This window comes from Cryobacterium algoricola (assembly GCF_004402485.1).
Classification (GTDB): Bacteria; Actinomycetota; Actinomycetes; order Actinomycetales; family Microbacteriaceae; genus Cryobacterium; species Cryobacterium algoricola.
The window spans coordinates 729,326-751,508 of the sequence record NZ_SOFG01000011.1 but is presented as its reverse complement, the minus strand read 5'-3'; the positions used below and the strand labels follow the sequence as shown (position 1 = coordinate 751,508).

Genomic DNA, 22,183 nt, shown 5'->3' with positions numbered 1-22,183 from the left:
TTATCAGTGGATCGAGACGACCGTGCGCCCGTGCAGTCGACCCGCGAGGATGTCATCGGCCGCCGTGAGGGCTTCCTCGAGCGTGATGCTCGACGTCAGGCCGTCGAGGAGCGTCAGGTCGAGGTCGGATTCCAGCCGAGACCAGGCCTGTTCCCGCAGGGCGACGGGGGCCTCGACGGAATTGATGCCCACGAGGCTCACCCCGCGCAGGATGAAGGGCATCACCGTCGTCGGCAGGTCGGCGCCCTGGGCGAGGCCGCAGGCGGTGATCACGGCGCCGTAGTTCGCCTGTGCGAGCACATTGGCGAGGGTGGCGCTTCCGACGGAGTCGACCGCAGCGGCCCAGCGCTGGGCCTGGAGCGGCTTCCCGGGCTCGGAGAGGGTGTTCCGGTCCAGGATGGTCTCGGCCCCGAGGCCGCGGAGGTATCCGCCGAGCTCGTCGACGCGGCCGGTCGAGGCGGTCACCCGGTAGCCCCTGGCCGAGAGCAGGGCGACCGCGATCGAACCGACGCCGCCGGCGGCACCGGTCACGAGCACGGGACCGGAGTCCGGCGTGATCCCGGCGCGTTCGAGCGCGAGCACGGCGAGCATGGCGGTGAAGCCGGCGGTGCCGATCGCGGCCGCCCGTCGGGCGCTGATCCCGGCGGGCAGTCGCACCAGGGAGGCTCCGGAGACCCTGGCACGCTCGGCGAGGCCGCCGTGGTGGCTCTCGCCCAGGCCGGAGCCGTTCAGGATGACGCGGTCTCCGGGCACCCAGCGCGGGTCCTCGCTCGACTCGACGGTGCCGACGAGGTCGATCCCGGCGATGAGGGGCCAGACGCGGACGACCCCGGGGCGGCCGGCGAGCGCGAGTCCGTCCTTGTAGTTGAGGCTCGAGTATTCGACGGCGATGGTCACGTCGCCCGGCATCAGGAAGGTCTCGTCGACGAGCGTGAGCGCAGCGTGCTGCGTTTTCGTGCCGTCCTCCGCACTGGTCCGTTCGACGACGATGGCGTGGAACCGAGTCTCACTAGTCATGCTCCGAGCCTACTTCCCGCCCCTCGCCCGCCGGCCAACCCCTCCGCGAGAGCGCACTTTCGGCCCTTAAAACGGTGGTTTAGGGGCTACAAGTGTGCTCTCGCGGACCCTCGCCAGCCGGTGGTCGAATCGGTAGCATGAGCGCTATGACCGCCGCCGCCGTGCCAGAGAAGGTGCGGGTCGTGCCGCGCCGGCTCTCGCTGAGCTCCGGCATCGACGCCTTCTTCTTCGTCTTCGCGGGGCTCGCGGCGGTCTGGCTCGCCGTCCTGCTCGTGAACGAGAGCTTCCTGCTCGGCTGGGGTGCGCTCTGGTTCGCGGTGCTCTTCTGGGTGCTGCTCGCCTACCTCGTGCTGCCGAGGCTGCACCGCATCCTGACCCAGCTGTACGTCCCCAACTACTTCATCGGCCGGACCCGCACGAGCGACGGCCTCCTCGGCGACCCGGTCAACCTCGCGATCACCGGCACGGCGGAGCAACTGCAGCACGCGCTCGCCGCGGCGGGCTGGACGAGGGCGGACGACATCACGCCCGGCACGACCTGGAGGATGATCTCGGCGACGCTCGCCAGGCGCAGTTACGACGAGGCGCCGGTCAGCCCGCTGTTCCTGTTTGACAGGATGCAGGACTTCGCCTACCAGCAGGAGGTCGCCGAGAACCCGGCCAAGCGGCACCACGTGCGGTTCTGGCGCTGCCCGGACGGCTGGCTGCTCCCCGGCGGGACCAGGGTCGACTGGCTCGCGGCGGGGACCTTCGATCGCGCCGTCGGCTTCTCGCTGTTCACCCTGCAGATCACGCACAAGATTGACGAGAACACCGACATCGAGCGGGACCACATCGTCGACTCGCTGCTGCAGGCCGGCTCAGGGGCACGGATGCACGTGATCCGGGATTTCTCGAGCGGGTACCACTCGCGCAACGGCGGCGGCGACACGATCCAGACGGACGGGGACCTGCCCGTCGTCGACGTGTCCGGCATCGCGGTGCCCGGCAGCGCGGCCGCACGGGCGGTTTCTGCGGCGTCGCCGTCACCGGGATCGAGCGCGGCACCGATGGGGAGTGCCGCGCCGACCGCGCCCGCTGCCCGGCGGCGGCCGGCCTCGATCACCGTCGGAGCCCTGATGCTCACCGCGCGGGTCCTGTCGGGTCTCGGTGTCATCGTCCTCGCTGCACTCGACTGGCCCGAGTTCGTTTCGGCCGTCGCGATCGACGGGAAGCCGCCGGGCACCGTCGACCCCGCGACGGCCGGGGTCGCTCTCGGGATCCTGCTGACCGGGTACGGGGTCGTCCTCGCCCTCAATGTCGGCTTCGCAGCATTCGTGTTCTTCGGCCGGAACTGGGCGCGCATCGTCGCGATGTCATTCGCGACGGTGAGCATCGTCGCGAGCTTCGTCGACTACGCCGTCAACGGTGCCGCGATTACACTGCGGGCCTCGCTCGTGAGCGTGACCTTCGACATCCTGATCCTGCTCGCCCTCTCGGCCAGGGATGCCAGGGAGTTCGCCCGCGCGCGGCCGGTCAGGCGTGCGCGGGGCAGGCGGGCGCCGTAGCGGCGCAGTCCGGGCAGACGACGAGCTGCACGCGGCAGGACGGCTCGCGGCAGTTCTGCATCTGGTGCGTCGCTGCCGCACAGCAGGCGCAGTGGCCGAGGACCGCGGGGTCCCCGGCGAAGTCGACGGACATCCGCTTGTCGAAGACGTAGAGCGAACCGTCCCAGAGGCCGGAGTTTCCGTAGGCCTCGCCGTACCGCACGATGCCGCCGTCGAGCTGGTAGACCTCGCCGAAACCCCGGTCCTTCATCAGCGAGCTGAGCACCTCGCAGCGGATGCCGCCCGTGCAGTACGTGACGACCGGCCGGCCCTTGAGGTGGTCGTACCGGCCGCTGTCGAGCTCGGCGGCGAAGTCGCGGGTCGTCGCGACGTCGGGAACGACGGCGCCGCGGAAACGTCCGATCTCCGCTTCGAAGGAGTTGCGGCCGTCGAAGAAGACCAGGTCGTCTCCGCGCTCGGCGGCGAGCTCGTGCAGCGCGGCGGGGGAGAGCCGGGTGCCGCCGCCCTGAACGCCGGCCGCGGTGACCGCGAGCTCGCCGGGGGCGCCGAAGCTCACGATCTCCTCGCGCACCTTCACCACCAGGCGGGGAAAGTCCAGGCTCAGGCCGGACTCGTCGAGCCCGGTGCCTTCGCTCCACTTGAAGTCGATGTCTCGGAAGGCCGGGTACTCGCGCGTCTTCCGCACGTAGCGTTTCACGGCGGGGAGGTCGCCGCCGATCGTGCCGTTCAGACCGTCCTTTGAGACCAGGATGCGGCCGCGCAGGCCGAGCGCCTCGCACAGGTCACGCTGCCAGAGCCGCACCGCCTCGGGGTCGGCGAGCGGCGTGAAGACGTAGTACAGCAGGATCTTCGGAATGGCCACCGCGCCATTTTACCGGCCACCAGATGGCATAGCTCCTGCACGTTCCCGAGGCGGGCGGCCGGTGCCCCGGAATCTCGCGGCAGGGATTCCGCCGTCCGGGAATGTGCAGGAGTTATACCCAGGGGTGGGAGGTCAGCCGGGTTTCCTCGAGGTCGAGCATGCGCTGGGCCCTCTCGATGAGGTGCGAGCCGTAGACCCCGGTCTCACGGGCGTCGATCAGGGCGGCGCGCTCACGTGCGAGCACGTGCAGCCGGAGCGCACGGTGCTGGTGGTGCGGGGCTCCGGTGGCCAAGGCCGTCGTCTCGTCGAGCGCCTGTGCGCGGCGGATGCTGTCCGCACGCACCCGGGACAGCGCCTCCGCGGTGAACGGTTCACCACCGTCCTGCGCAAGCGCAGGGTTGCCGAGGCTCTCGAGCCCGGCCGCGCTGATCTGGCCGACGAGGGCTGCGAAGCCACGCTGGTCATCCGCCTCGGCACTTCCGGTGAGTCCGAGCCTGCGGATTAGCAGGGGCAGGGTGCCGCCCTGTACGAGCAGGGTCACGAGGGCAACGGTGAACGCGATGAAGATCAGCTGCGGCCGGTAGGGGATGCCGGTCGGCAGAGACTGCGCGGCGGCGAGCGCGACGACGCCTCGCATCCCCGACCAGCCGAGCACAGCGCCGTCCTTCCACCCGAGGCTCTCGACCGTCTGGAAGTCGAGGTCCGCCCGCTTCCTGGTCAGCCTCCGGTGGGCCCTGGCTCGGGCGACATCCTGATGCCTGGCTGTGCGCAACCGCCGCAGTGCGGAGTCGACCTCCCGGCCGCCGGCGCGGGCCCTCCGCTCTTGTCGTTTGAGCTGGACGATCAGGGGGACGACGAAGGCGCCCCGGACGACGACGAGGACGACGGTCGCGAGAAGCCCGATGCCGACGGCCTCGATGACGCTGACATGGTCCTCGTGCACCTCGCCGACCAGGTACGTCAGTTCGAAGCCCATCAGGAGGAAGACTCCGTTCTCGAGAACGAACTGGATCGTGCGCCAGTTCACCCGTTCACTCATCCGCACCTCCGCCGTGAAGACCAGCGGTCCCCGATGCCCCGTCACGAGCCCGGCGACGACGACGGCGAGCACTCCGGACGCGTGGACGTGGTCGGTCGGGATGAACGCGAGGAATGGCACCGCGAATGAGATCGTCGTGTTGAGCACGACGTTGCCCAGGCGCGATCTCAGCCACACGGTCAGGTGCCCCACGACGAGACCGATCCCGATCGCGACTCCGACGGCGAACACGAAGTCCCCGGCCACGCCGATCAGGGACACCCCGCCGGCCGTCGCCGCGATCGCACAGCGGAGCAGTACGAGGGCCGAGGCGTCGTTAAGTAGCCCCTCACCCTCCAGGAGGGTCACCAACCGGGGTGGCAGGCCAAGCCGGCGTCCCATCGAGGTCGCGGCGACCGCATCCGTCGGACTGACGACCGCACCGAGCGCGAGGGCGGCGGGAGCGCTGAGGCCGGGCAGCAGCCAGTGGAAGAGCGCTCCGCTCGCGACGGCGCTCACGATCACGAGCAGCACAGAAAGCCCCGTGATCGCCGTGGCATTGCGGCGGAAGTCGTGCAACGGCACGTTGACCGCCGCCGAATAGAGGATCGGAGGGAGGACGACCGCGAGGATGAGCTCGGGAGGGAAGTCGAAGGCCGGTACGCCGGGGACGAGGCTCGCCGCGATCCCGATGAGCATGAGGAGGAGCGGGGCGGCGACTCCGAGCCGCGGCGCGATGACGGCAACCGACACGATGGTCAGGATGCCGAAGACGCCGAGAAGGGGATAGTCCATTGCTGGACCGTAGCGAGCCGGGCTGGACCCGACCGCTGCGCGAGCTTGGCGACGCCTGAGGATCTTCGAAGCGGGGATGCCCGGAGCCTAAACTGGGGGCACCCCGCTCGAACCCCCGTCGCCAGGAGGACCCATGACCGCCACAGATCCGCTCGCCGTCTACGGCGAGGTGCCGCTCTTCACGCTCTCGAGCACGGACGTGACCGACGGGTCGCCGCTGTCGGCCGCCCAGTTCGCTGCGGGAGCCGGCGGCCTCGAGCGGTCGCCGCAGCTGTCCTGGGCCGGGTTCCCGGCCGGGACGAAGAGCTTCGCGGTCACTCTCTACGACCCGGATGCCCCGACCGGCTCGGGCTTCTGGCACTGGGCCGTCTTCAACATCCCGGCCTCCGTGACGTCACTGCCCGCCGGAGCCGGCGCCCCCGGCGGCGCGCTGCTGCCCGCCGGCGCGGTCACCCTGCCCAACGAGCTGCGGCTCACCTCTTTCATCGGCGCCAGCCCGCCGCCCGGAACCGGCACCCACCGGTACCAGTTCATCGTGCACGCGGTGGATGTCGCGGCTCTCGACCTCGACCCGGCGTCGACTCCCGCGGTGCTCGGTTTCAATCTGCGGTTCCACACCCTCGGCCGCGCGGTCATCGAGGCGACCGGCGCCTTCGGCGGGGCGGCGCTGCACCCCTGACACCCGCCCATAGCGAAAACATGAGGTCCTCTCAGGTTGCTCACACGCGCGGGCCCTAGGTTCGTGCTGTGAACCAGATCCGCAGCACCCTCGCATGACCGCCGGCACCACCCTGAAAACCCGCGAAACCAGCCTCCGCCGCGTTCCCGTCTGGGTTTGGCGGGCCCTGATGATCCGGCTCTCCCCCGGCGAACTGCACAGGTTCAACCTCCAGCCGATCTCGACGGTGGACTACCACATCGACATCGACTACGTCGGGGACGAGAGCCGCGACCACCGGCTCGACGTGATGGTGCCGCACGGCGCGGCCGGACCGCTCCCGGTCTACGTGTACTTCCACGGCGGCGGCTGGACCTCCGGCGACAAGGCGCCGCTCACCAAGTACTGTGCCAGCCAGGCCGCAGACGGCATGATCGTCGTCAACGCCAACTATCGGATGGCCACCCGGTTCCAGCTCAGGCACATGCTCGAGGACGGCAACGCGGTGCTCGACTGGGTGGCGCGCAACGTCGCCGACTTCGGCGGGGACCCGACCCGGATCGTGCTCGGTGGGGATTCGGCGGGCGGCCACATTGCGGCGCTCCTCGCGGCATCCGCCTTCGAGCCGGAGCTCGCGGCCCACTACGGCATCGAACCCCACATCGAGCCGGGCAATCTCCGCGGGCTCGTGCAGCACTGCAGCATCGCCGACCTCTCGGTGATGTTCGAGCGCGGCTTCGTGCTGAGCCTCAACTTCCTGCGGATGCTGCTGCCCGAGCGGGGCCGCGGAGTCGTGCTGCGGGCCGCGGCGCGGTTCATGAACCCGATCGAATGGCTCGACAGCGGATTTCCGCCCGTCTTCGTCACGACGAGCGAGCGGGACTACTTCTACCGGGCGAACCTGAACTTCATCGCGGCGCTCAAGCGCAGGTCGATCCAGGTGGACAGCCTGATCTACGACCGGCGGCAGGCGAACACCCACCACACCTGGCAGCAGGATGCCCGGCATCCGGAATCCCAGGAGGTCTACCGCCGCCTCGGCGCGTTCGTCCGCCGCGTCGCGGCCCTCCCCGTCGCCGTCCCCGTCGTCGCCTAGGGCGGGGGTCAGCTCTGGGCGCCGGTCGCCGCGAGGACGCCGCCGAGGCCGATCATCATGACCCCGCCGCCCGCGGAGAGCTTCTCGAGCCGCTTCGGCGACTTCGCGAACCACGTCCGCGCCGACCCGGCGGCGATGGCCCAGACGCTGTCGCCCGCGAGGGCGAGCACGACGAAGAGCGTGCCGAGCGTGAGGAGTTGCAGCGGAACGGCTCCCGCGTGATAGTCGACGAACTGGGGAAGAACGGCCACGAAGAACACGATCGACTTGGGGTTCGTGGCGCCGACGACAGACCCCTCGGCGAGCAGCCGCCACCACGGCCGGGCGACGAGACTCGCGCCGCGGGCCGGGGTGACCGCGCCGCGGTGCCGGATCGCGTGGATGCCGAGGTAGACGATGTATGCGGCGCCGACGAACTTGACGATCGTGAAGACCACGACAGACTGGGTCACGATCGCGCCGAGGCCGAGCGCGACGGCCGCGATGAGGGGCAGCATCCCGAGGGCGTTGCCGAGCACGCTCAGGAAGCCGCCGAGACGCCCGAGCGCGAGGGAACGGCCGATCACGAAGAGCACGGTCGGCCCCGGCAGCGCGATGAGGGCGACGGAGGCGAGCGCGAAGGTGAGCAGGTGATCGATCGGGACCATATCGGAATGCTACCCAATCGCAGGACGCGTTAGCATCGCAGAATGCATATGCTGATCCGCACCTTATTCCATGGCTGGCTGTCGAAGCGCGGCCCGCGGGTCGGGCCGTACGACGTCGTCAGGACCCGGTTCGTGACGCTGCCGACCGACCAGGACATCCTGCGGCACATGAACAACGGGGTCTACCTGTCGATCATGGACATCGCCAGGCTCGACCTCCTGCACCGCACCGGCATCTGGCCGATCTTCACCGCACGGGGCTGGTACCCCGTCGTCGTGAGCGAGACCATCAGCTTCCGCAAGTCACTCACCGTCGGCCAGCGGTTCACCGTCGAGTCGCGCATCCTCGGCTTCGACGAGAAGGCCGTCTACGTCGAGCAGCGCTTCGTGCGACCGGATGCCGACGGGAACCCCGAGATCCTCGCGCTCGGCTTCATCCGGGGTCGCTTCCTCAAGCGCAGCGGGGGCGTCGTCGGCATCGAGGAACTGCTCTCCGCCGTCGGACCGGTGCCCGCCGGGATCACCGTTCCGGCCTGGCTGCTCGAGTGGAGCTCGGACGTCGCCCTGCCCGCGACCCGCGCGGCCGCACCGAGCCACTGGGAGTAGTCGCCCGGCAGGACCAGGCGCGCGGCTGCCCGAGTGGACGCGCAGACGCGCAGACGCGCACGCGCCCGGAATCGCTGGCGTCCGGGGTGGTCCCCGCGAGGACTAGGCGCGCGGCGGCGCCGGGACGGGGGTGACCGGGGGCTTGGCCGGGACGATGAGCTCGGAGTAGTAGAGCTCGTGCGCACCGGCATAGTGCTCGTGCGCAGGCAGCGGCTGGCCGGTCCGCGCTGCGACGAGGCGGTCGAGGTAGTAGTCCCAGAACGGCCCGACCCGTGCGGCGTCCGCGGCGGAGTGCAGGCGCTGTCCCAGGGTGAGGGTCGTCATGCCCGCGCCCTCGACGAGGTGCAGGATCACGTGCCTGGCCGCCTCGCCCTCGCCGATGTTGAGGGTGAACCGCTTCGGCGGGATGCACTTGAGGATCGTCACGTACGTCCACTCGGCATCCGCTTCGGAGAGCTTGAAGCGCACGGCGCCGGTCTCCGGCGCACCGGTGTAGGTGCCGATCCACCCGGCGAGGCCGCCGGGACGGCTGACGCTCGCCCAGACGTCGTCGATGGGTGCGGTGAAGAGACGATCGAGCATAAGGTACAGCCCGTCCTCGCGATGGGCGAGGCGACCGGTGGGCTTGGCTGACATGGGAACCTCCGCGGTGAGTGAAACACGAGCCGTGTCTTCAGGCTAAACCCGTTGGGCATCCCCTTGCCACAGTGCCGTGTGTGCCGGCCCGGTCCGCGTGCCCCGGCGCGCCGCATTCGGTCGCCGGGTTCAGCGCGGCGGACTCAGGCGTCGAGCTCCGCCTCGAGCACCGCCATCGCGGCGTTGTGCCCGCCGATGCCGCTGACCCCGCCGCCGCGCCGGGCTCCGGCGCCGCAGACCAGGATGCGGGGATGCCGGGTCGCGACGCCCCAGCGCTCGGCAGGGGTGCCTCTCGGGGCGTCGTCCTCGAGGAACGGCCACTCGAGCGGACCGTGGAAGATGTTGCCGCCCGGCATGTTGAGGGCGTGCTCGAGGTCGAGGGTCGTCTTGGTCTCGATGCAGGGCCGGCCGGCGGCATCCGTCAGCAGCAGGTCTTCGATCGGCTCGGCGAGCACCGAGTTGAGCGAGGCGAGCACGGCCTCCTGCAGCCGCTCCCTCGTCGCGTCGTTGTTCTCGTCGCTCAGCCAGCGATTCGGCGCGTGCAGCCCGAAGACGGTGAGGGTGTGGGCGCCGGATGCCGCGAGTTCCGGCGAGAGGATGCTCGGGTCGCTGAGGGAGTGGCAGTAGATCTCGCACGGCAACCGGTCCGGGATGATCCCGCGGACGGCCTCGTCGTACGCGCCCTCGAGCTGGGTGTACGTCTCGTTGATGTGGAAGGTTCCGCCGAACGCGGCCTCGGGGGAGACCGCCCGGTCGCGGAGCCTCGGCAGCCGGCGCAGCAGCAGGTTGACCTTCACCTGGGCGCCCTCCGGCTTGGGCGCAGGCTCTGCGGGGGTCGGGAGGGAGCCGTCGGGATCGTCCCCGCCGCCGGCATCCGCTGCGAGGAGATGCTCGAGCACCCAGGGCGCGACGCCGGAGAGCACGACCGTTCCGGCGACCTCGCGGATGCTGCCGCCGCGCCGGTAGCGCACGGTTCCGTCCGGGTTGACGCTCGTCACCTCGGCGTCGGTCACGATCCGGGCGCCTGCCTGCCGGGCGGCCTTCTCGAGTTCGCCCGTCACGGCGCCCATCCCGCCGATCGGCACGTCCCAGTCCCCGGTTCCGTTGCCGATCACGTGGTAGAGGAAGCAGCGGTTCGCGGCGAGGTCCGCGGCATCCGTTGCCGTGAACGTGCCGATCAGGCCGTCGGTCGCGACGACGCCGCGCACGAGGTCGTTCGTGAAGGTCTCGGTGATGGTGCGGCCGAGCGGATGCTCGACGAGGCGGTCCCACAGGGCGTCGTCACCGAGCAGGAGCCTGGCCTCCGAACGGGTCGGCAGGGGTTCGCAGACCGTGGGGAAGACCGCCCGGGCGAGCCGTGCGGTGTCGGCGTAGAAGGCGGCCCAGGCGGGGGCGTCTGCGCCGGCGCCGATGCGGTCGAAGCTCGCCAGGGTAGCCGCGGCATCGCCGTTGTCGACGAGGAGGCCGCCGGTCGGGTCGGCCGGGTTCGGCGTGTACGAGGAGAAGCGGCGCCGGGCGAGACCGATCTCGAGACCGAGTTCCTCGACGATCCGCTGCGGCAGCAGGCTGACGAGGTAGGAATAGCGCGAGAGGCGGGCATCGACGCCGGCGAAGGCCTCGGCCGAGACCGCGGCGCCGCCGACATGCTCCGCACGCTCGAGCACGATCACACTGCGGCCGGCGAGGGCGAGGTACGCGGCGGCGGTCAGTCCGTTGTGTCCGCCGCCGACGATGACAACGTCATGAGTGGGTTCCGTCACGCCTCGAGACTAGCAACCGCGCCAGGGCCCTGCCCAGGCGCAACCGGTCGCACGACCGGTCGCGCAAGCGGGGCCGCGGTTCAGGGAACGATGTGTCCGGCGGCGCGGAACAGTTCGTACCACTCTGCCCGGGTGAGCGACACGTCGGAGCCCTGGGCCGCGCCGGCGACGCGCTCGGGGGTGGTGGTGCCGAGCACGACCTGCATCCTCGCGGGGTGCCGGAGGATCCAGGCGGTCGCGATCGCGATCGGCGGGACGCCGTAGTGAGCGGAGAGCCGGTCGATGACGGCGTTGAGTTCGGGGTACTCGGGCGAGCCGAGGAACACCCCCGTGAAGAAGCCGGCCTGGAACGGCGACCAGGCCTGGATGGTGATGTCGTTCAGGCGGCAGTAGTCGACGATGCCGCCCCCGTCGCGGGTGACGGACTGCTCCTGGGCGCTCATGTTCGCGGCAACCCCCTGGGCGATGATCGGTGCATGGGTCAGCGAGAGCTGCAGCTGGTTGACGACGATCGGCTGGCGCACGTACTTCTGCAGCAGGTCGATCTGGCGCGGGGTGTGGTTCGAGACGCCGAACGCCCGCACCTTGCCTGCCGCCTCGAGTTCGTCGAACGCGCGGGCGACCTCCTCCGGTTCGACGAGGGCGTCGGGGCGGTGCAGCAGCAGGATGTCGATGTGGTCCGTCCGCAGGGCGGCGAGCGAACCCTCGACGGACTCGACGATGTGCTCGTAGGAGAAATCGAAGTACGGTCCGTCCCCGACGATTCCCGTCTTCGTCTGGATCGTAATGGCGTCACGCTGTGAGGGGGTGAGCTGCAGCGCCTCGCCGAAGCGGCGTTCGCAACCGTGCAGTTCCGAGCCGTAGATGTCGGCGTGGTCGAGGAAATCGATCCCGGCGTCGCGGGCGGTGCGCACGAGTTCGCGGACCTCGTCGTCGCTCTTCTCCTGGATGCGCATCAGGCCGAGGATGACGTTCGGGGCGACGATATCGGTGCCGGGCAGGGTGAAAGTCTTCATGTCGGTTCACGCTAGGCGAGGCGCGTGCAGAAGTAAAACAACTGACAGCGATGCGATTGAGAAGGGCAAGCGCTCAATGGCTCGAGTGGGGCCACTTGTCCGTCTCCACCGCCTGCACGGTGTGTCGGCCGCGGTGCCGGTCAGCTCGGGCTGCTCGTCGGCTGGCGCTCGAGGGTGCCGATCTTCTTCCCACCCTGGTCCGTGAGAGTCATCGTCGACCCGTCGATGGTCGCGGCCGTCGCGGATCCCAGCCAGGTGTCGACACCCTCGCAGGCCATCAGGGTCGAGGCGAGGGGACCGAACTCTATCCGGTCACCGCTCATCTTCCAGGTGCTCACGAGCCGGTTGCAGCCGTCGGTTCCGGAGAGCGAACGGTCTTCGTGGAGCTCGAGGCTCGGCGTCCGGGCGGCACCGGGGTCGCCCCAGACTCCGGTCGCGGCGCTTCCGGCGGATGCCCCGCACCCGGACAGCGCGACGGCGACGCTGGCCGCCGCGACGGCGACGAGGATGCGGCGGGCGAGGTGAGTGCTCACGGGGGCTCCCATTCCGCACGCGGCTCCTGGCGTGCTTCACCCATTGAAAGCCCGCCCGTGCTCCCCGTCAAGGCTCGACGGAGCGGGCGAGCGCATCGCGCACGGCGACGACGCCCGGCCGCCTCGTGCTCGAGCGGCGCGCGGCCGAGAAGAGGGTGCGGCGCGGGTTGCCGGGCAGGTCGACGAGGTGCACCGTGGGGGCGGCACCCGCCCAGACCAGGTCGGGCAGGATACCGACGGCATTCCCCGATTCGATCAGGCGGATGTGCGCGATCAGGTCGGCGGTCTCGAACCGGACGTCGGGTTCGAACCCGGCTTCGCGGCAGAGCTGGGTCGCCCACGAGCGGGAGACGGTCCCGAGCGGTTCCATGACCCACGGCAGCCGCGCCATCTCGGCGAGAGTCGCGGAGGCATCCACGGCGACGCCCGCGGTCACGCCCCCGCTCGCGGGCGGCAGCGCGAGCCGCAGCGCATCCGTCGTCAGGTTCACCCGGTCGAGGTCGGCCCGGTGCGCCCGCCCGTGCCCCGGGTACTGCTCGGCGAGGACGAGGTCGAAGTCACGGGCGCTCACTTCGAAGAGGCCGCGCTCGGGCTCGCGCTCGGTCACCTCGATGCGCAGTTCGGGGAACTCGGCGGCGAGGAGGGTCAGGGCGCGGGGGATCACGGCGTGCGACGCGGACTGGAAGACGGCCACCCGTACGGTTCCGGAGACGGTCGTGAGCGAGGCCATCATCTCGGCCTCCGCGATTTCGAGCCGTTCGAGCAGGTGGGTGGTGTGCTCGACGAGGATCTCGGCCTGCGCGGTGAGCTGCACGCGGCGGCCGACCTTGTGCAGGAGCTCGACGCCCGTTTCCTTCTCGAGCAGGGCGAGTTGCTGGGACACCGCGGACGGGCTGTAGGAGAGCGCCTCGGCGACCCCGGCGAGGGTGCCGCGGATCTTCAGTTCGCGCAGCAGGCGCAGGCGTCGGATGTCCAACATCCCGTCACCTCCCGCTCGGCTCCAATGCACACAAATACTAACCAATACCCTGCACTAACGTTCGCTTTTGCTTATCGGAAGTTCCCGCGACACTGGACTCAGATTCCGTCCCCCCGGAACGGCTCCCGGCCGTTGCGCGAGCGAAAGACTACCCTCGTGACCATGAGCAACTCACCGTCCGTCGTGCACCAGGCCCAGAGCGCGGAGGTCGTCACGCTCGTCAGGAAGTGGCTCGCCGAGAGCACCGCCATTCCGGCCGACGTCTCGGCCGAACGCCTCGCGGGCGTGCTCAAGGACCCGAACGGCCTCGACTTCACGGTCGGCTTCGTCGACGGCGTCATGCGCCCCCAGGACCTCATGGTCGCCGGCTACAACCTCCAGGCCGTCGCGAAGAAGGCCCCCGGCTTCCTGCCCGGGTACCTGCGCGGCGCCATCGGCCTCGGCGGCGTGCTCGGCCCGGTGCTGCCGTGGGTCGTCATCCCCGCCGCGCGCAAGGTGCTGCGGCAGATGGTCGGGCACCTCGTCGTCGACGCGACGCCGGACAAGCTCGGGCCCGCGATCGCGAGCCTGCGCGAATCCGGCAACCGGCTCAACATCAACCTGCTCGGTGAGGCCGTGCTCGGCGAGAAGGAAGCCCTGCGCCGGCTCGAGGGCACCAGGGCGCTGCTCGCCCGCCCCGACGTCGACTACGTCTCGATCAAGGTGTCGTCGATCGCGAGCCAGCTCTCGATGTGGTCATTCGACGAGGCCGTGACGCGGGTCGTCGAGAGGCTGACGCCGCTGTACGAGCTCGCTGCGGCATCCGCCGTGCCGAAATTCATCAACCTCGACATGGAGGAATACCGCGACCTCGACCTCACGATCGCGGTCTTCGAACGCATCCTGGACCAGCCCCGACTGCTCGGCCTCGAGGCCGGGATCGTACTCCAGGCCTACCTGCCCGACGCCCTGGGCGCCCTGCAGGGCCTGACCCACTGGGCGCAGAGCCGGCGCGCGGCAGGGGGAGGCCCGATCAAGGTGCGCGTCGTCAAGGGCGCCAACCTCGCCATGGAGCACGTCGACGCGATCGTGCACGACTGGCCGCTCGCGACCTACGGCACCAAGCAGGACGCGGACACGAACTACAAGCGGGTGCTCAACTGGGCGCTGACCCCGCAGAACACGGATGCCGTCCGCATCGGCGTCGCCGGGCACAACCTCTTCGACGTGGCGTGGGCCCACCTCCTCGCCAAGCGGCGCGGCGTCGACGACCGGGTCGAGTTCGAGATGCTGCTGGGCATGGCGACGAGCCAGGCGGAAGCCGTGAGTCGGGACGTCGGCAAGCTGCTGCTCTACACGCCCGTCGTCAACCCTGCCGAGTTCGACGTGGCGATCAGCTACCTGATCCGCCGCCTCGAGGAGAACGCGAGCCAGGACAACTTCATGTCGGCCGTGTTCGAGCTCACCACCTCGCCGCCGCTCTTCGAACGCGAGAAGGAACGCTTCCTCGCCTCGCTCGGGGCCCTCGAATCGTCGGTCGGGCCGGAGGCCTTCGTGCCGGCACCGAACCGCAGCCAGGACCGGTCGGCGGTCGCCCAGCTCGAGGCGACGGAGTCTGCGGCCGAAGCGGCGCAGCACACCGACGACGACCTCGGCCTCACCAACGCCGTGCTCGGCTTCACCCGCGGCTCGCTCAGCGACACCGCCGCGCTTCTGACGCACGCGGGGGCCGGAGCCGGCGCGGGGAACGGGGCCGCCGGCCGCCGGTTCCACAACGAGCCGGACACCGACCCCTCCCTGCCCGCCAACCGGGCGTGGGGGCGCCGGATCCTCAGCCAGGTTGAGGGCTCACGGCTCGGGATCGACACGATCCTCGCCGCCCGAGTCGACACCGAGGAGCAGCTCGACGCCATCATCGACACCGTTGCCGCAAGCGGCAACGAGTGGGGCCAGCGCCCCGGCGGGGAGCGGGCCGCGATCCTGCACCGGGCCGGCCTCGCGCTCGCCGCGAACCGCGACCGCCTGATCGAGGTGATGGCCGCGGAGACCGGAAAGACCATCGCGGAGGGCGACCCCGAGGTGAGCGAGGCCATCGACTTCGCCCACTACTACGCCGAACGCGCCCGTGACCTCGACGCCGTTCAGGGCGCCATCTTCGTACCGCCGCGCCTCACCGTCGTCACGCCGCCGTGGAACTTCCCGGTCGCGATCTCCGCAGGCGGGGTGCTCGCGGCGCTCGCCGCAGGCTCCGGCGTCATCGTCAAGCCGGCGAAACTCGCCCAGCGCTCCGGAGCAGTCATGGTCGAGGCGCTCTGGGAGGCCGGCGTGCCCCGCGAGCTGCTCGCGCTCGTCGACCTCGCCGACCGGGAACTCGGCACCCGCCTGATCGGCCACCCCGCCGTCGACCGGGTCATCCTGACCGGGGCATACGAGACGGCGGAGCTGTTCCGGAGCTTCCGCGAGGACCTGCCGCTGCTCGCGGAGACGAGCGGCAAGAACGCGATCATCGTCACCCCGTCCGCAGACCTCGACCTCGCGGCGGCCGACGTCGTCAAGAGCGCCTTCGGTCACGCGGGTCAGAAGTGCTCCGCGGCGAGCCTCGTCATCCTCGTCGGGTCCGTCGCGCGCTCCGAGCGGTTCCTCGGCCAGCTCGTCGACGCCGCGACGAGCCTGCGGGTCGGTCGCCCCTCCGACCCGGTCACCCAGATGGGCCCGCTCATCGAACCCGCGAACGGCAAGCTCCTGCACGCCCTCACCGAGCTCGGCGTCGGCGAGAGCTGGCTCGTCGAACCGAAACAGCTGGACGAGGACGGCGCGCTGTGGTCGCCGGGCATCCGCACCGGCGTCGCCCCCGGTTCCTACTTCCACCTCACCGAGTTCTTCGGTCCCGTGCTGGGAGTCATGCATGCGCGCACGCTCGAGGAAGCCATCCGCTTTCAGAACGCGGTCGACTTCGGACTCACCTCCGGCCTGCATTCGCTCGACCCCGAGGAACTCGCGACCTGGCTCGAGACGATCGAGGCCGGCAACCTGTACGTCAACCGGGGGATCACGGGTGCGATCGTGCAGCGCCAGCCGTTCGGCGGCTGGAAGCGCTCGTCGGTGGGAGCCGGCACGAAGGCCGGCGGACCGAACTATCTCTACGGCCTCGGCAGCTGGGTGACCAACCCGGGCAGGAACAGCTCGACACTGCACCTGCGCGGCCTCGAACCGAGGGTCACGCAACTCATCGAGGGCTCGCAGCCCGTGCTCGACTATGCCGACTTCGACGTGCTGCGCCGCTCGGCCCTCAGCGACGCCCTGGCCTGGCGCGAGGAGTTCGGAGCGGTCAAGGACGTCTCGGCGCTCGGCGTCGAACGCAACCTGTTCCGCTATCGGGCCCTGCCGGTCACAGTGCGCCTCGCCGAGGACGGCACCCTGTCCAACCTGCTGCGGGTGCTCATCGCAGCGACCCTCTCGAAGTCGCGGTTCGTCGTCTCGAGTGCGCTCCCGATCCCGCCGATCGTGCGGGGCGCCCTCGCCGAGCGTGAGATCCCGGTCACGGTCGAGAGCGACGCCGAATGGCTCGCCCGCGCCGCGGCGGGCGGCATCACGACGAGCCGCGTGCGGCTCATCGGCGGCGACCCGCTGACCGGGGCGACGGATGCCGCGGTGCAGCTCGCGCACGCCCTCCGCGGCAGTCCCGACGTCGCCGTCTACGCCCACCCGGTCACCCAGGCCGGCCGGGTCGAGTTGCTTCCGTTCCTGCGGGAGCAGGCGATCTCGATCACGGCGCACCGCTTCGGCAACCCGAGCACCCTCTCCGCCGGCATCATCTGACCGCCCCTCCCACCCCGCGCGCTCACCCGCGCCCGCGAGAGCGGAGATTTGGCCCTTAAACCACGGCGTTAAGGGCCAAACCTCCGCTCTCGCGGATGGGGCGGGCGGTCAGGGGAGCGCGGCACACAGCGCGTGCACGAGGAACGACCAGTTGAGTGGGGGATAATACCGGGGACCGTGGCGTGACAGCGGCGCCATAACTCGACAGGGGATCAGCACTTGGACGGAAACGCAAAGACGTCGCACAAAAACGTCGCGCTCTTGGCGGTAGCGAGCACCCTCGCGCCGATCGTCACGACCTCGATCGAGATCGACCGTCGCCTGCAGCCGGCCCTGAAACGCCTGCGCCTCCCGAGCGGCCTGCTCCAGCGCGTCGCCGGTGTCCACGAACGCCGCAACTGGGGTGGCGACCTCGCCTTCGACGACGCGGCGGTGTCCGCGGGCAAGCGCGCCCTGAGCGAGGCGGGCGTCGAGCCTGGCCAGGTCGGTCTCCTGATCAACACCTCGGTCACCCGCAAGCACCTCGAGCCCTCCGTCGCCGTGCGGATCCACCACGGCCTCGGTCTGCCCTCGTCCGCGACCAACTTCGACATCGCCAACGCATGCCTCGGTTTCGTGAACGGGATGACCCTCGCCGCACAGCTGATCGACTCCGGCCAGGTCGACTACGCCGTGGTGATCGACGGCGAAGACGCCGACGAGATCCAGGCCAACACGATCGACCGGCTCGGACGGCCCGACATCGGCCGCAAGGACTTCATGAGCGAATTCGCCAGCCTGACCCTCGGGTCAGGGGCGGCGGCGGCGGTCCTCGGGCGTGCCGACCGGCATCCCGAGGGCCATCGCATGCTCGGCGGCGTCACACGCGCCGCGACCCAGTTCAACGGGCTCTGCGTCGGAAGCGTCGACGGCATGTTCACCGACGCCAAGGCGCTGCTCAAGGGCGGCATGGAACTCGTCGTCTCGGCCTGGACGGAAGCCAAGCGCGACTGGAACTGGTCGAGCATGGACCGCTACATCCTGCACCAGGTCTCGGACGTGCACACCGACGCGATCGTGAAGGCCACCGGGCTCGACCGGGCGAGGGTGCCCCTTACCTACCCGTTGTTCGGCAACGTCGGGCCGGCGTCGATCCCGATCACTCTCGCCGAAGAGGCGAAGTCCCTGCGCCGCGGTGACCGGGTGCTGCTCATGGGGGTCGGCTCCGGCCTCAACACCGCCATGATGGAACTGGCCTGGTGACCGGCCGCACCATGACCCACCCCCGGCAACAGCACCAGTACCGCCTGCCGCGCGCCGCGGCGACACCCGCGCCGGCGGCCCTGCCGCCCGAGGGACTGCCGGGGCTCGACCCCGCGTTCTCGAGACTGGTCGAGGCCGAGGAACCGGGCGCCGGCATCCGCACCTGGCACCTGCTCGACAACGGGCCCCTGCTCGCCTCCCGCGGCATCGCCCCGGTCGGCACGATCCTGTGCGTGCACGGCAACCCGACCTGGTCGTACCTGTGGCGGTCGCTCGTGACGCAGGCGACGGATGCCGCAACGCGCGGCGCAGAGGCCTGGCGCGTGATCGCCGTCGACCAGCTCGAGATGGGCTTCTCCGAGCGCACCGGGACCGTCCGTCCCCTCGCGCGCCGGGTCGCAGACCTCGGCGACCTCACGGATGCACTCGGCCTGGCCGGCCCGGTCGTCACCTTCGGCCACGACTGGGGCGGAGTCGTCTCGCTCGGCTGGGCCGTCGACCACCCGGACCTGCTCGCAGGCGTTCTGCTGCTCAACACCGCCGTGCACCAGCCGGAAGACGCTGCGATTCCAGCGCCCCTGCGGCTGGCCCTGCAGGGCGGCGTGCTCGGCACCGCGACCGTCACGACGCCCGCGTTCCTCGACACGACGCTCGCGCTCGCGCATCCGCCCCTGTCCGCCGCCGTCAAACGCGCCTACCGGGCGCCGTACCGCGGTGCCGCCCGCCGCGGCGGGATCGGCGCGTTCGTCGCCGACATCCCGGTCGGTCCCGGATCCGTCAGCACGCCGGAACTCGACCGCATCGCCTCCGGAATCCGCCGACTCGGCGTGCCGGCGCTGCTGCTCTGGGGCCCCACCGACCCGATCTTCAGCGACCGGTATCTCGACGACCTCCTCGACCGGCTCACCGATGCCGACGTGCACCGCTTCGAGGGCGCCGGGCACCTGGTGGCCGAGGACGTCGACTACGCCGCGGCCGCGCTGACCTGGCTCGCCGACCGTGCCCCCGTCGCGGCCGTGTCCGCCCCCGTGTCCGCCCCCGTGACCGCCGCAGTCCCCGCCGCCGTGCCCGTTCCGGTCGAGAGTGACCGCTCTTCCGGTCACTCTCGACCGGAAAAGGACATCTCGGACGCGGAAACCGCTCCCGGGTCCGGGTCCGGGGCCGGTGGGGACGGGTACCAGCCGCTCTGGCACTACCTCGATGAATTCCGGGAGAGCGACGACATCGCCCTCGTCGACATGGCGCCAGGCCACGGCGCCGCTCAGCTCAGCGTCACCTGGCGCGAGCTGTCCACCCGTGTGCGCCGGCTGGCCACCGGGCTCTATCAGATCGGCGTCCGCAAGGGCGACCGGGTTTCGCTCCTCGTTCCTCCGGGCGCCGACCTCACGGCGGTGCTGTATGCCTGCGTACGCATCGGCGCCGTCGTCGTGGTCGCGGATGCCGGCCTCGGCCTCCGTGGCCTGACCAGGGCCGTCCGCGGCGCGCGTCCAGACCACGTCATCGGAGCGACCCCCGGGTTGCTCGCCGCCAGGGCGCTCGGCTGGCCGGGGCAGAAGATCGCCGCGGTCACTCTCGCCAGGCCGCTTGCCCGGCTCCTCGACGTCTCGTTCACCCTCGCAGAGCTGGAGTCGCTCGGCGCGGAGGAGGAACTGCCGCAGGAGCCCACCGCGGCCGATACGGCAGCGGTGCTCTTCACCTCCGGTTCGACGGGGCCCGCCAAGGGCGTCGTCTACACGAACGGCCAGCTCGCCGCGGTCAGCCGGGCGCTCCGCGCCCAGTACGGCGTCGGCCCCGGCACGGGCCTCGTCGCCGGTTTCGCACCGTTCGCCCTCCTCGGCCCCGCGCTCGGCGCCCGATCGGTCACCCCCGACATGGACGTCACCTCGCCTAAGACGCTCACCGCGACCGCCGTGGCCGCCGCCGTCGCCGCGATCGACGCATCCGTCGTCTTCCTGTCGCCGGCAGCGCTCACGAACGTCGTCGCGACCGCAGGGAGCCTCAGCCCCGCCGACTGGGCATCCCTCGCCGGGGTGCGCAGCTTCCTGTCCGCCGGTGCGCCGGTCGCCGAGCCGCTCCTCGCCGCGGCCGCGCGGCTGATGCCGGGCGCGACAGCCCATACCCCGTACGGCATGACCGAGGGACTCCTGATGACGGACATCACCCTCGAGGGCATCCGGGCCGCGACGGGCGACCGCCTGCGCGTCCCGTTGCCGGCCGCAACGGATGCCGTGAACGGCATACGCAATCCCGGTCGCCCCGCCACCAGTGACGTCGAGACGACGGCTGCCCCCGGCGGCGTCTGCGTCGGCTGTCCCACCGGGACCACCCGGATCCGGATCAGCGCACTCGACGACCGGGGTGCTGCCACCGGAGAGCTCTCAGAGCAGACCGGCGTGACCGGTGAGATCGTCGTCTCCGCCCCCCACGTCGAAGACCACTACGACCGGCTCTGGCTCACCGACCGGGCGGCCAGGCGCGGCGCGATCACGGGCGAACGCTGGCACCGCACCGGCGACGTCGGCCACCTCGACGTCGACGGCAGGCTCTGGGTCGAGGGCCGGCTGCCGCACGTCATCGTGACGAGCGCCGGAGTGGTCACTCCCGTCGGCCCCGAACAGGCCATCGAGCGCATCCGGTCCACACCCCGGGCTGCGGTCACCGGTGACACCCGCGGCCGGCCCGCGCAGGGCCATGCCGGGGTGGCGCGGGCCGCCGTCGTCGGAATCGGGCCGGTCGGCACCCAGCAACTCGTCGCCGTCGTCGAGACCACGCCAGCCGCGCGCCGGGTGCGACTCGCGTCCAGCGAGCTCGCCGCCGCGGTCCGGCTCGCGTCGACCGCGCCGATCGCGGCCGTGCTCGTCGTCCCGCACCTGCCGACAGACATCCGGCACAATTCCAAGATCGACCGCAGCAGGCTCGCCCGCTGGGCGGGCGGCATCCTCTCCGGTGGGCGGATGACGCGGCCGTGACCGCCCTCCGGGTGCTCGTCACCGGGGCAAGCGGCTTCCTCGGTCGTGCGGTCGCGGCAGAGCTCGTCGCGGCCGGGCACGACGTGAGCTGCTTCCAGCGGCGGCCGTCCGGCGTGGCCGGGGCGCGCGACCTGCTCGGTTCCGTGACGACCGAGGTCGACCTGAAACATGCCGTCGTCGGCATGGATGCCGTCGTGCACCTCGCCGCCAAGGTGTCCCTCGCCGGTGACCCGCGCGACTTCGAGGCGGTCAACGTCGAAGGCACCCGCTCGCTCCTCGGTGCGGCAGCGGATGCCGGGGTCTCGCGCTTCGTGTTCGTCTCCTCTCCCTCGGTCGCCCACGCCGGCGCATCCATCGTCGGCAGCGATGCCGGCCCGGCCGATCCGGCCCGCGCCCGCGGTGACTACGCCCGCACCAAGGCCAGGGCCGAACTGCTCGCGCTCGACGCCGACTCTCCGCTCATGCGCGTCGTCGCCGTGCGCCCGCACCTGGTCTGGGGCCCGGGGGACACCCAGCTCGTCGCCCGCATCGTCGACCGGGCCAGGGCGGGCCGCCTCCCGTTGCTCGGACACGGCGCGGCGCTCATCGACACGACCTACGTGGACAACGCGGCCACGGCGATCAGCGCCGCCCTCGACCGGGTGCCCGACGTGCACGGCAACGCCTACGTCATCACCAATGGCGAGCCCCGACCGGTCGCCGAGCTGCTCGACGGCATGTGCCGGGCCGCCGGCGTGCGCCCACCGGCCTGGTCGGTTCCCGCGGCCCTCGCGCGCGCCGGCGGCTCCGCCATCGAGGCCGCCTGGCGGGTGCGCCCCGGAGTCGACGAACCCCCGATGACCCGCTTCCTCGCCGAACAGCTCTCCACCGCCCACTGGTTCGACCAGCGTCGCACGCGTGCGGACCTGCACTGGACCCCGCGGGTGACCCTCGACGAGGGCTTCCGCCGCCTCGCCGCCGCCTACGCCCAGCTCCCCGCACCCGGTGGCCGCGAAAGCGGCTGA

Annotated in this window: 17 protein-coding genes; 8 read left to right on the top strand and 9 right to left on the bottom strand. The window is 71.0% G+C overall.

The window, feature by feature from the left end; all coding sequences use genetic code 11:
* Positions 1-3: 3 nt before the first annotated feature.
* Positions 4-1,017 (bottom strand): acrylyl-CoA reductase (NADPH), encoded by a 1,014-nt coding sequence (acuI, locus tag E3O44_RS10240; RefSeq protein ID WP_134534622.1) that lies wholly within the window; start codon positions 1,015-1,017, stop codon positions 4-6.
* Between the two features lie 137 nt (positions 1,018-1,154).
* On the opposite strand from acuI, the gene E3O44_RS10235 reads away from it, so the two are divergent.
* Positions 1,155-2,564, top strand: a complete 1,410-nt coding sequence (locus E3O44_RS10235; protein ID WP_338144731.1) for an LssY C-terminal domain-containing protein — start codon at positions 1,155-1,157, stop codon at positions 2,562-2,564.
* On the opposite strand, the gene trhO is transcribed toward E3O44_RS10235, so the two are convergent.
* Complete coding sequence (gene trhO, locus E3O44_RS10230) at positions 2,533-3,426, bottom strand: oxygen-dependent tRNA uridine(34) hydroxylase TrhO (RefSeq protein ID WP_134534621.1); 894 nt, start codon at positions 3,424-3,426, stop codon at positions 2,533-2,535. The genes E3O44_RS10235 and trhO overlap by 32 nt on opposite strands.
* Positions 3,427-3,538: 112 nt before the next feature.
* Entirely contained in the window at positions 3,539-5,239 is a 1,701-nt protein-coding gene (locus E3O44_RS10225) for a cation:proton antiporter (RefSeq protein ID WP_134534620.1), read from the bottom strand.
* A gap of 133 nt (positions 5,240-5,372) precedes the next feature.
* Here E3O44_RS10225 and E3O44_RS10220 point away from each other — a divergent pair, with 133 nt between their 5' ends.
* Positions 5,373-5,918: a YbhB/YbcL family Raf kinase inhibitor-like protein gene (locus E3O44_RS10220; protein WP_134534619.1), complete on the top strand. Its 546-nt coding sequence runs from the start codon at positions 5,373-5,375 to the stop codon at positions 5,916-5,918.
* Positions 5,919-6,012: 94 nt separating this feature from the next.
* Positions 6,013-6,993 carry an alpha/beta hydrolase gene (locus E3O44_RS10215; RefSeq protein ID WP_241976229.1) on the top strand — a complete coding sequence of 327 codons (981 nt, stop codon included), beginning with the start codon at positions 6,013-6,015 and terminating at the stop codon, positions 6,991-6,993.
* Between the two features lie 8 nt (positions 6,994-7,001).
* On the opposite strand, the gene E3O44_RS10210 is transcribed toward E3O44_RS10215, so the two are convergent.
* Positions 7,002-7,640: a LysE family translocator gene (locus E3O44_RS10210; RefSeq protein WP_134534618.1), complete on the bottom strand. Its 639-nt coding sequence runs from the start codon at positions 7,638-7,640 to the stop codon at positions 7,002-7,004.
* Between the two features lie 42 nt (positions 7,641-7,682).
* On the opposite strand from E3O44_RS10210, the gene E3O44_RS10205 reads away from it, so the two are divergent.
* On the top strand, positions 7,683-8,246 hold the full coding sequence (locus E3O44_RS10205; RefSeq protein WP_134534617.1) for an acyl-CoA thioesterase: 564 nt from the start codon (positions 7,683-7,685) through the stop codon (positions 8,244-8,246).
* Between the two features lie 102 nt (positions 8,247-8,348).
* Here E3O44_RS10205 and E3O44_RS10200 read toward each other — a convergent pair whose 3' ends face one another.
* The 5 genes from E3O44_RS10200 to E3O44_RS10180 form a co-directional block, all read right to left on the bottom strand.
* Positions 8,349-8,882 carry an SRPBCC domain-containing protein gene (locus E3O44_RS10200; RefSeq protein WP_134534616.1) on the bottom strand — a complete coding sequence of 178 codons (534 nt, stop codon included), beginning with the start codon at positions 8,880-8,882 and terminating at the stop codon, positions 8,349-8,351.
* A gap of 143 nt (positions 8,883-9,025) precedes the next feature.
* The gene (locus E3O44_RS10195; protein ID WP_134534615.1) at positions 9,026-10,642 is read right to left on the bottom strand and encodes a phytoene desaturase family protein; all 1,617 of its coding nucleotides are present in this window, start codon (positions 10,640-10,642) and stop codon (positions 9,026-9,028) included.
* An 80-nt stretch (positions 10,643-10,722) separates the two neighbouring features.
* Entirely contained in the window at positions 10,723-11,658 is a 936-nt protein-coding gene (locus E3O44_RS10190; protein ID WP_134534614.1) for an aldo/keto reductase, read from the bottom strand.
* Positions 11,659-11,798: 140 nt separating this feature from the next.
* A complete protein-coding gene (locus E3O44_RS10185; RefSeq protein ID WP_241976227.1) occupies positions 11,799-12,191 on the bottom strand; it encodes an META domain-containing protein in 393 nt (130 codons plus the stop codon).
* 67 nt (positions 12,192-12,258) lie between these two features.
* The gene (locus tag E3O44_RS10180) at positions 12,259-13,170 is read right to left on the bottom strand and encodes a LysR family transcriptional regulator (protein WP_134534612.1); all 912 of its coding nucleotides are present in this window, start codon (positions 13,168-13,170) and stop codon (positions 12,259-12,261) included.
* 162 nt (positions 13,171-13,332) lie between these two features.
* Between E3O44_RS10180 and E3O44_RS10175 the strand changes: the two genes are divergently transcribed.
* The 4 genes from E3O44_RS10175 (at position 13,333) to E3O44_RS10160 (ending at position 22,183) form a co-directional block, all read left to right on the top strand.
* Positions 13,333-16,968, top strand: coding sequence for a proline dehydrogenase family protein (locus tag E3O44_RS10175; protein ID WP_134534611.1), 3,636 nt, complete (start codon positions 13,333-13,335; stop codon positions 16,966-16,968).
* A 219-nt stretch (positions 16,969-17,187) separates the two neighbouring features.
* Positions 17,188-18,210 carry a 3-oxoacyl-ACP synthase III gene (locus E3O44_RS10170; RefSeq protein ID WP_134534610.1) on the top strand — a complete coding sequence of 341 codons (1,023 nt, stop codon included), beginning with the start codon at positions 17,188-17,190 and terminating at the stop codon, positions 18,208-18,210.
* Positions 18,211-18,221: 11 nt separating this feature from the next.
* Positions 18,222-21,179 carry an alpha/beta fold hydrolase gene (locus E3O44_RS10165; RefSeq protein WP_134534891.1) on the top strand — a complete coding sequence of 986 codons (2,958 nt, stop codon included), beginning with the start codon at positions 18,222-18,224 and terminating at the stop codon, positions 21,177-21,179.
* Positions 21,176-22,183 carry an NAD-dependent epimerase/dehydratase family protein gene (locus E3O44_RS10160; RefSeq protein ID WP_134534609.1) on the top strand — a complete coding sequence of 336 codons (1,008 nt, stop codon included), beginning with the start codon at positions 21,176-21,178 and terminating at the stop codon, positions 22,181-22,183. Before E3O44_RS10165 ends, E3O44_RS10160 begins: the two co-directional genes overlap by 4 nt.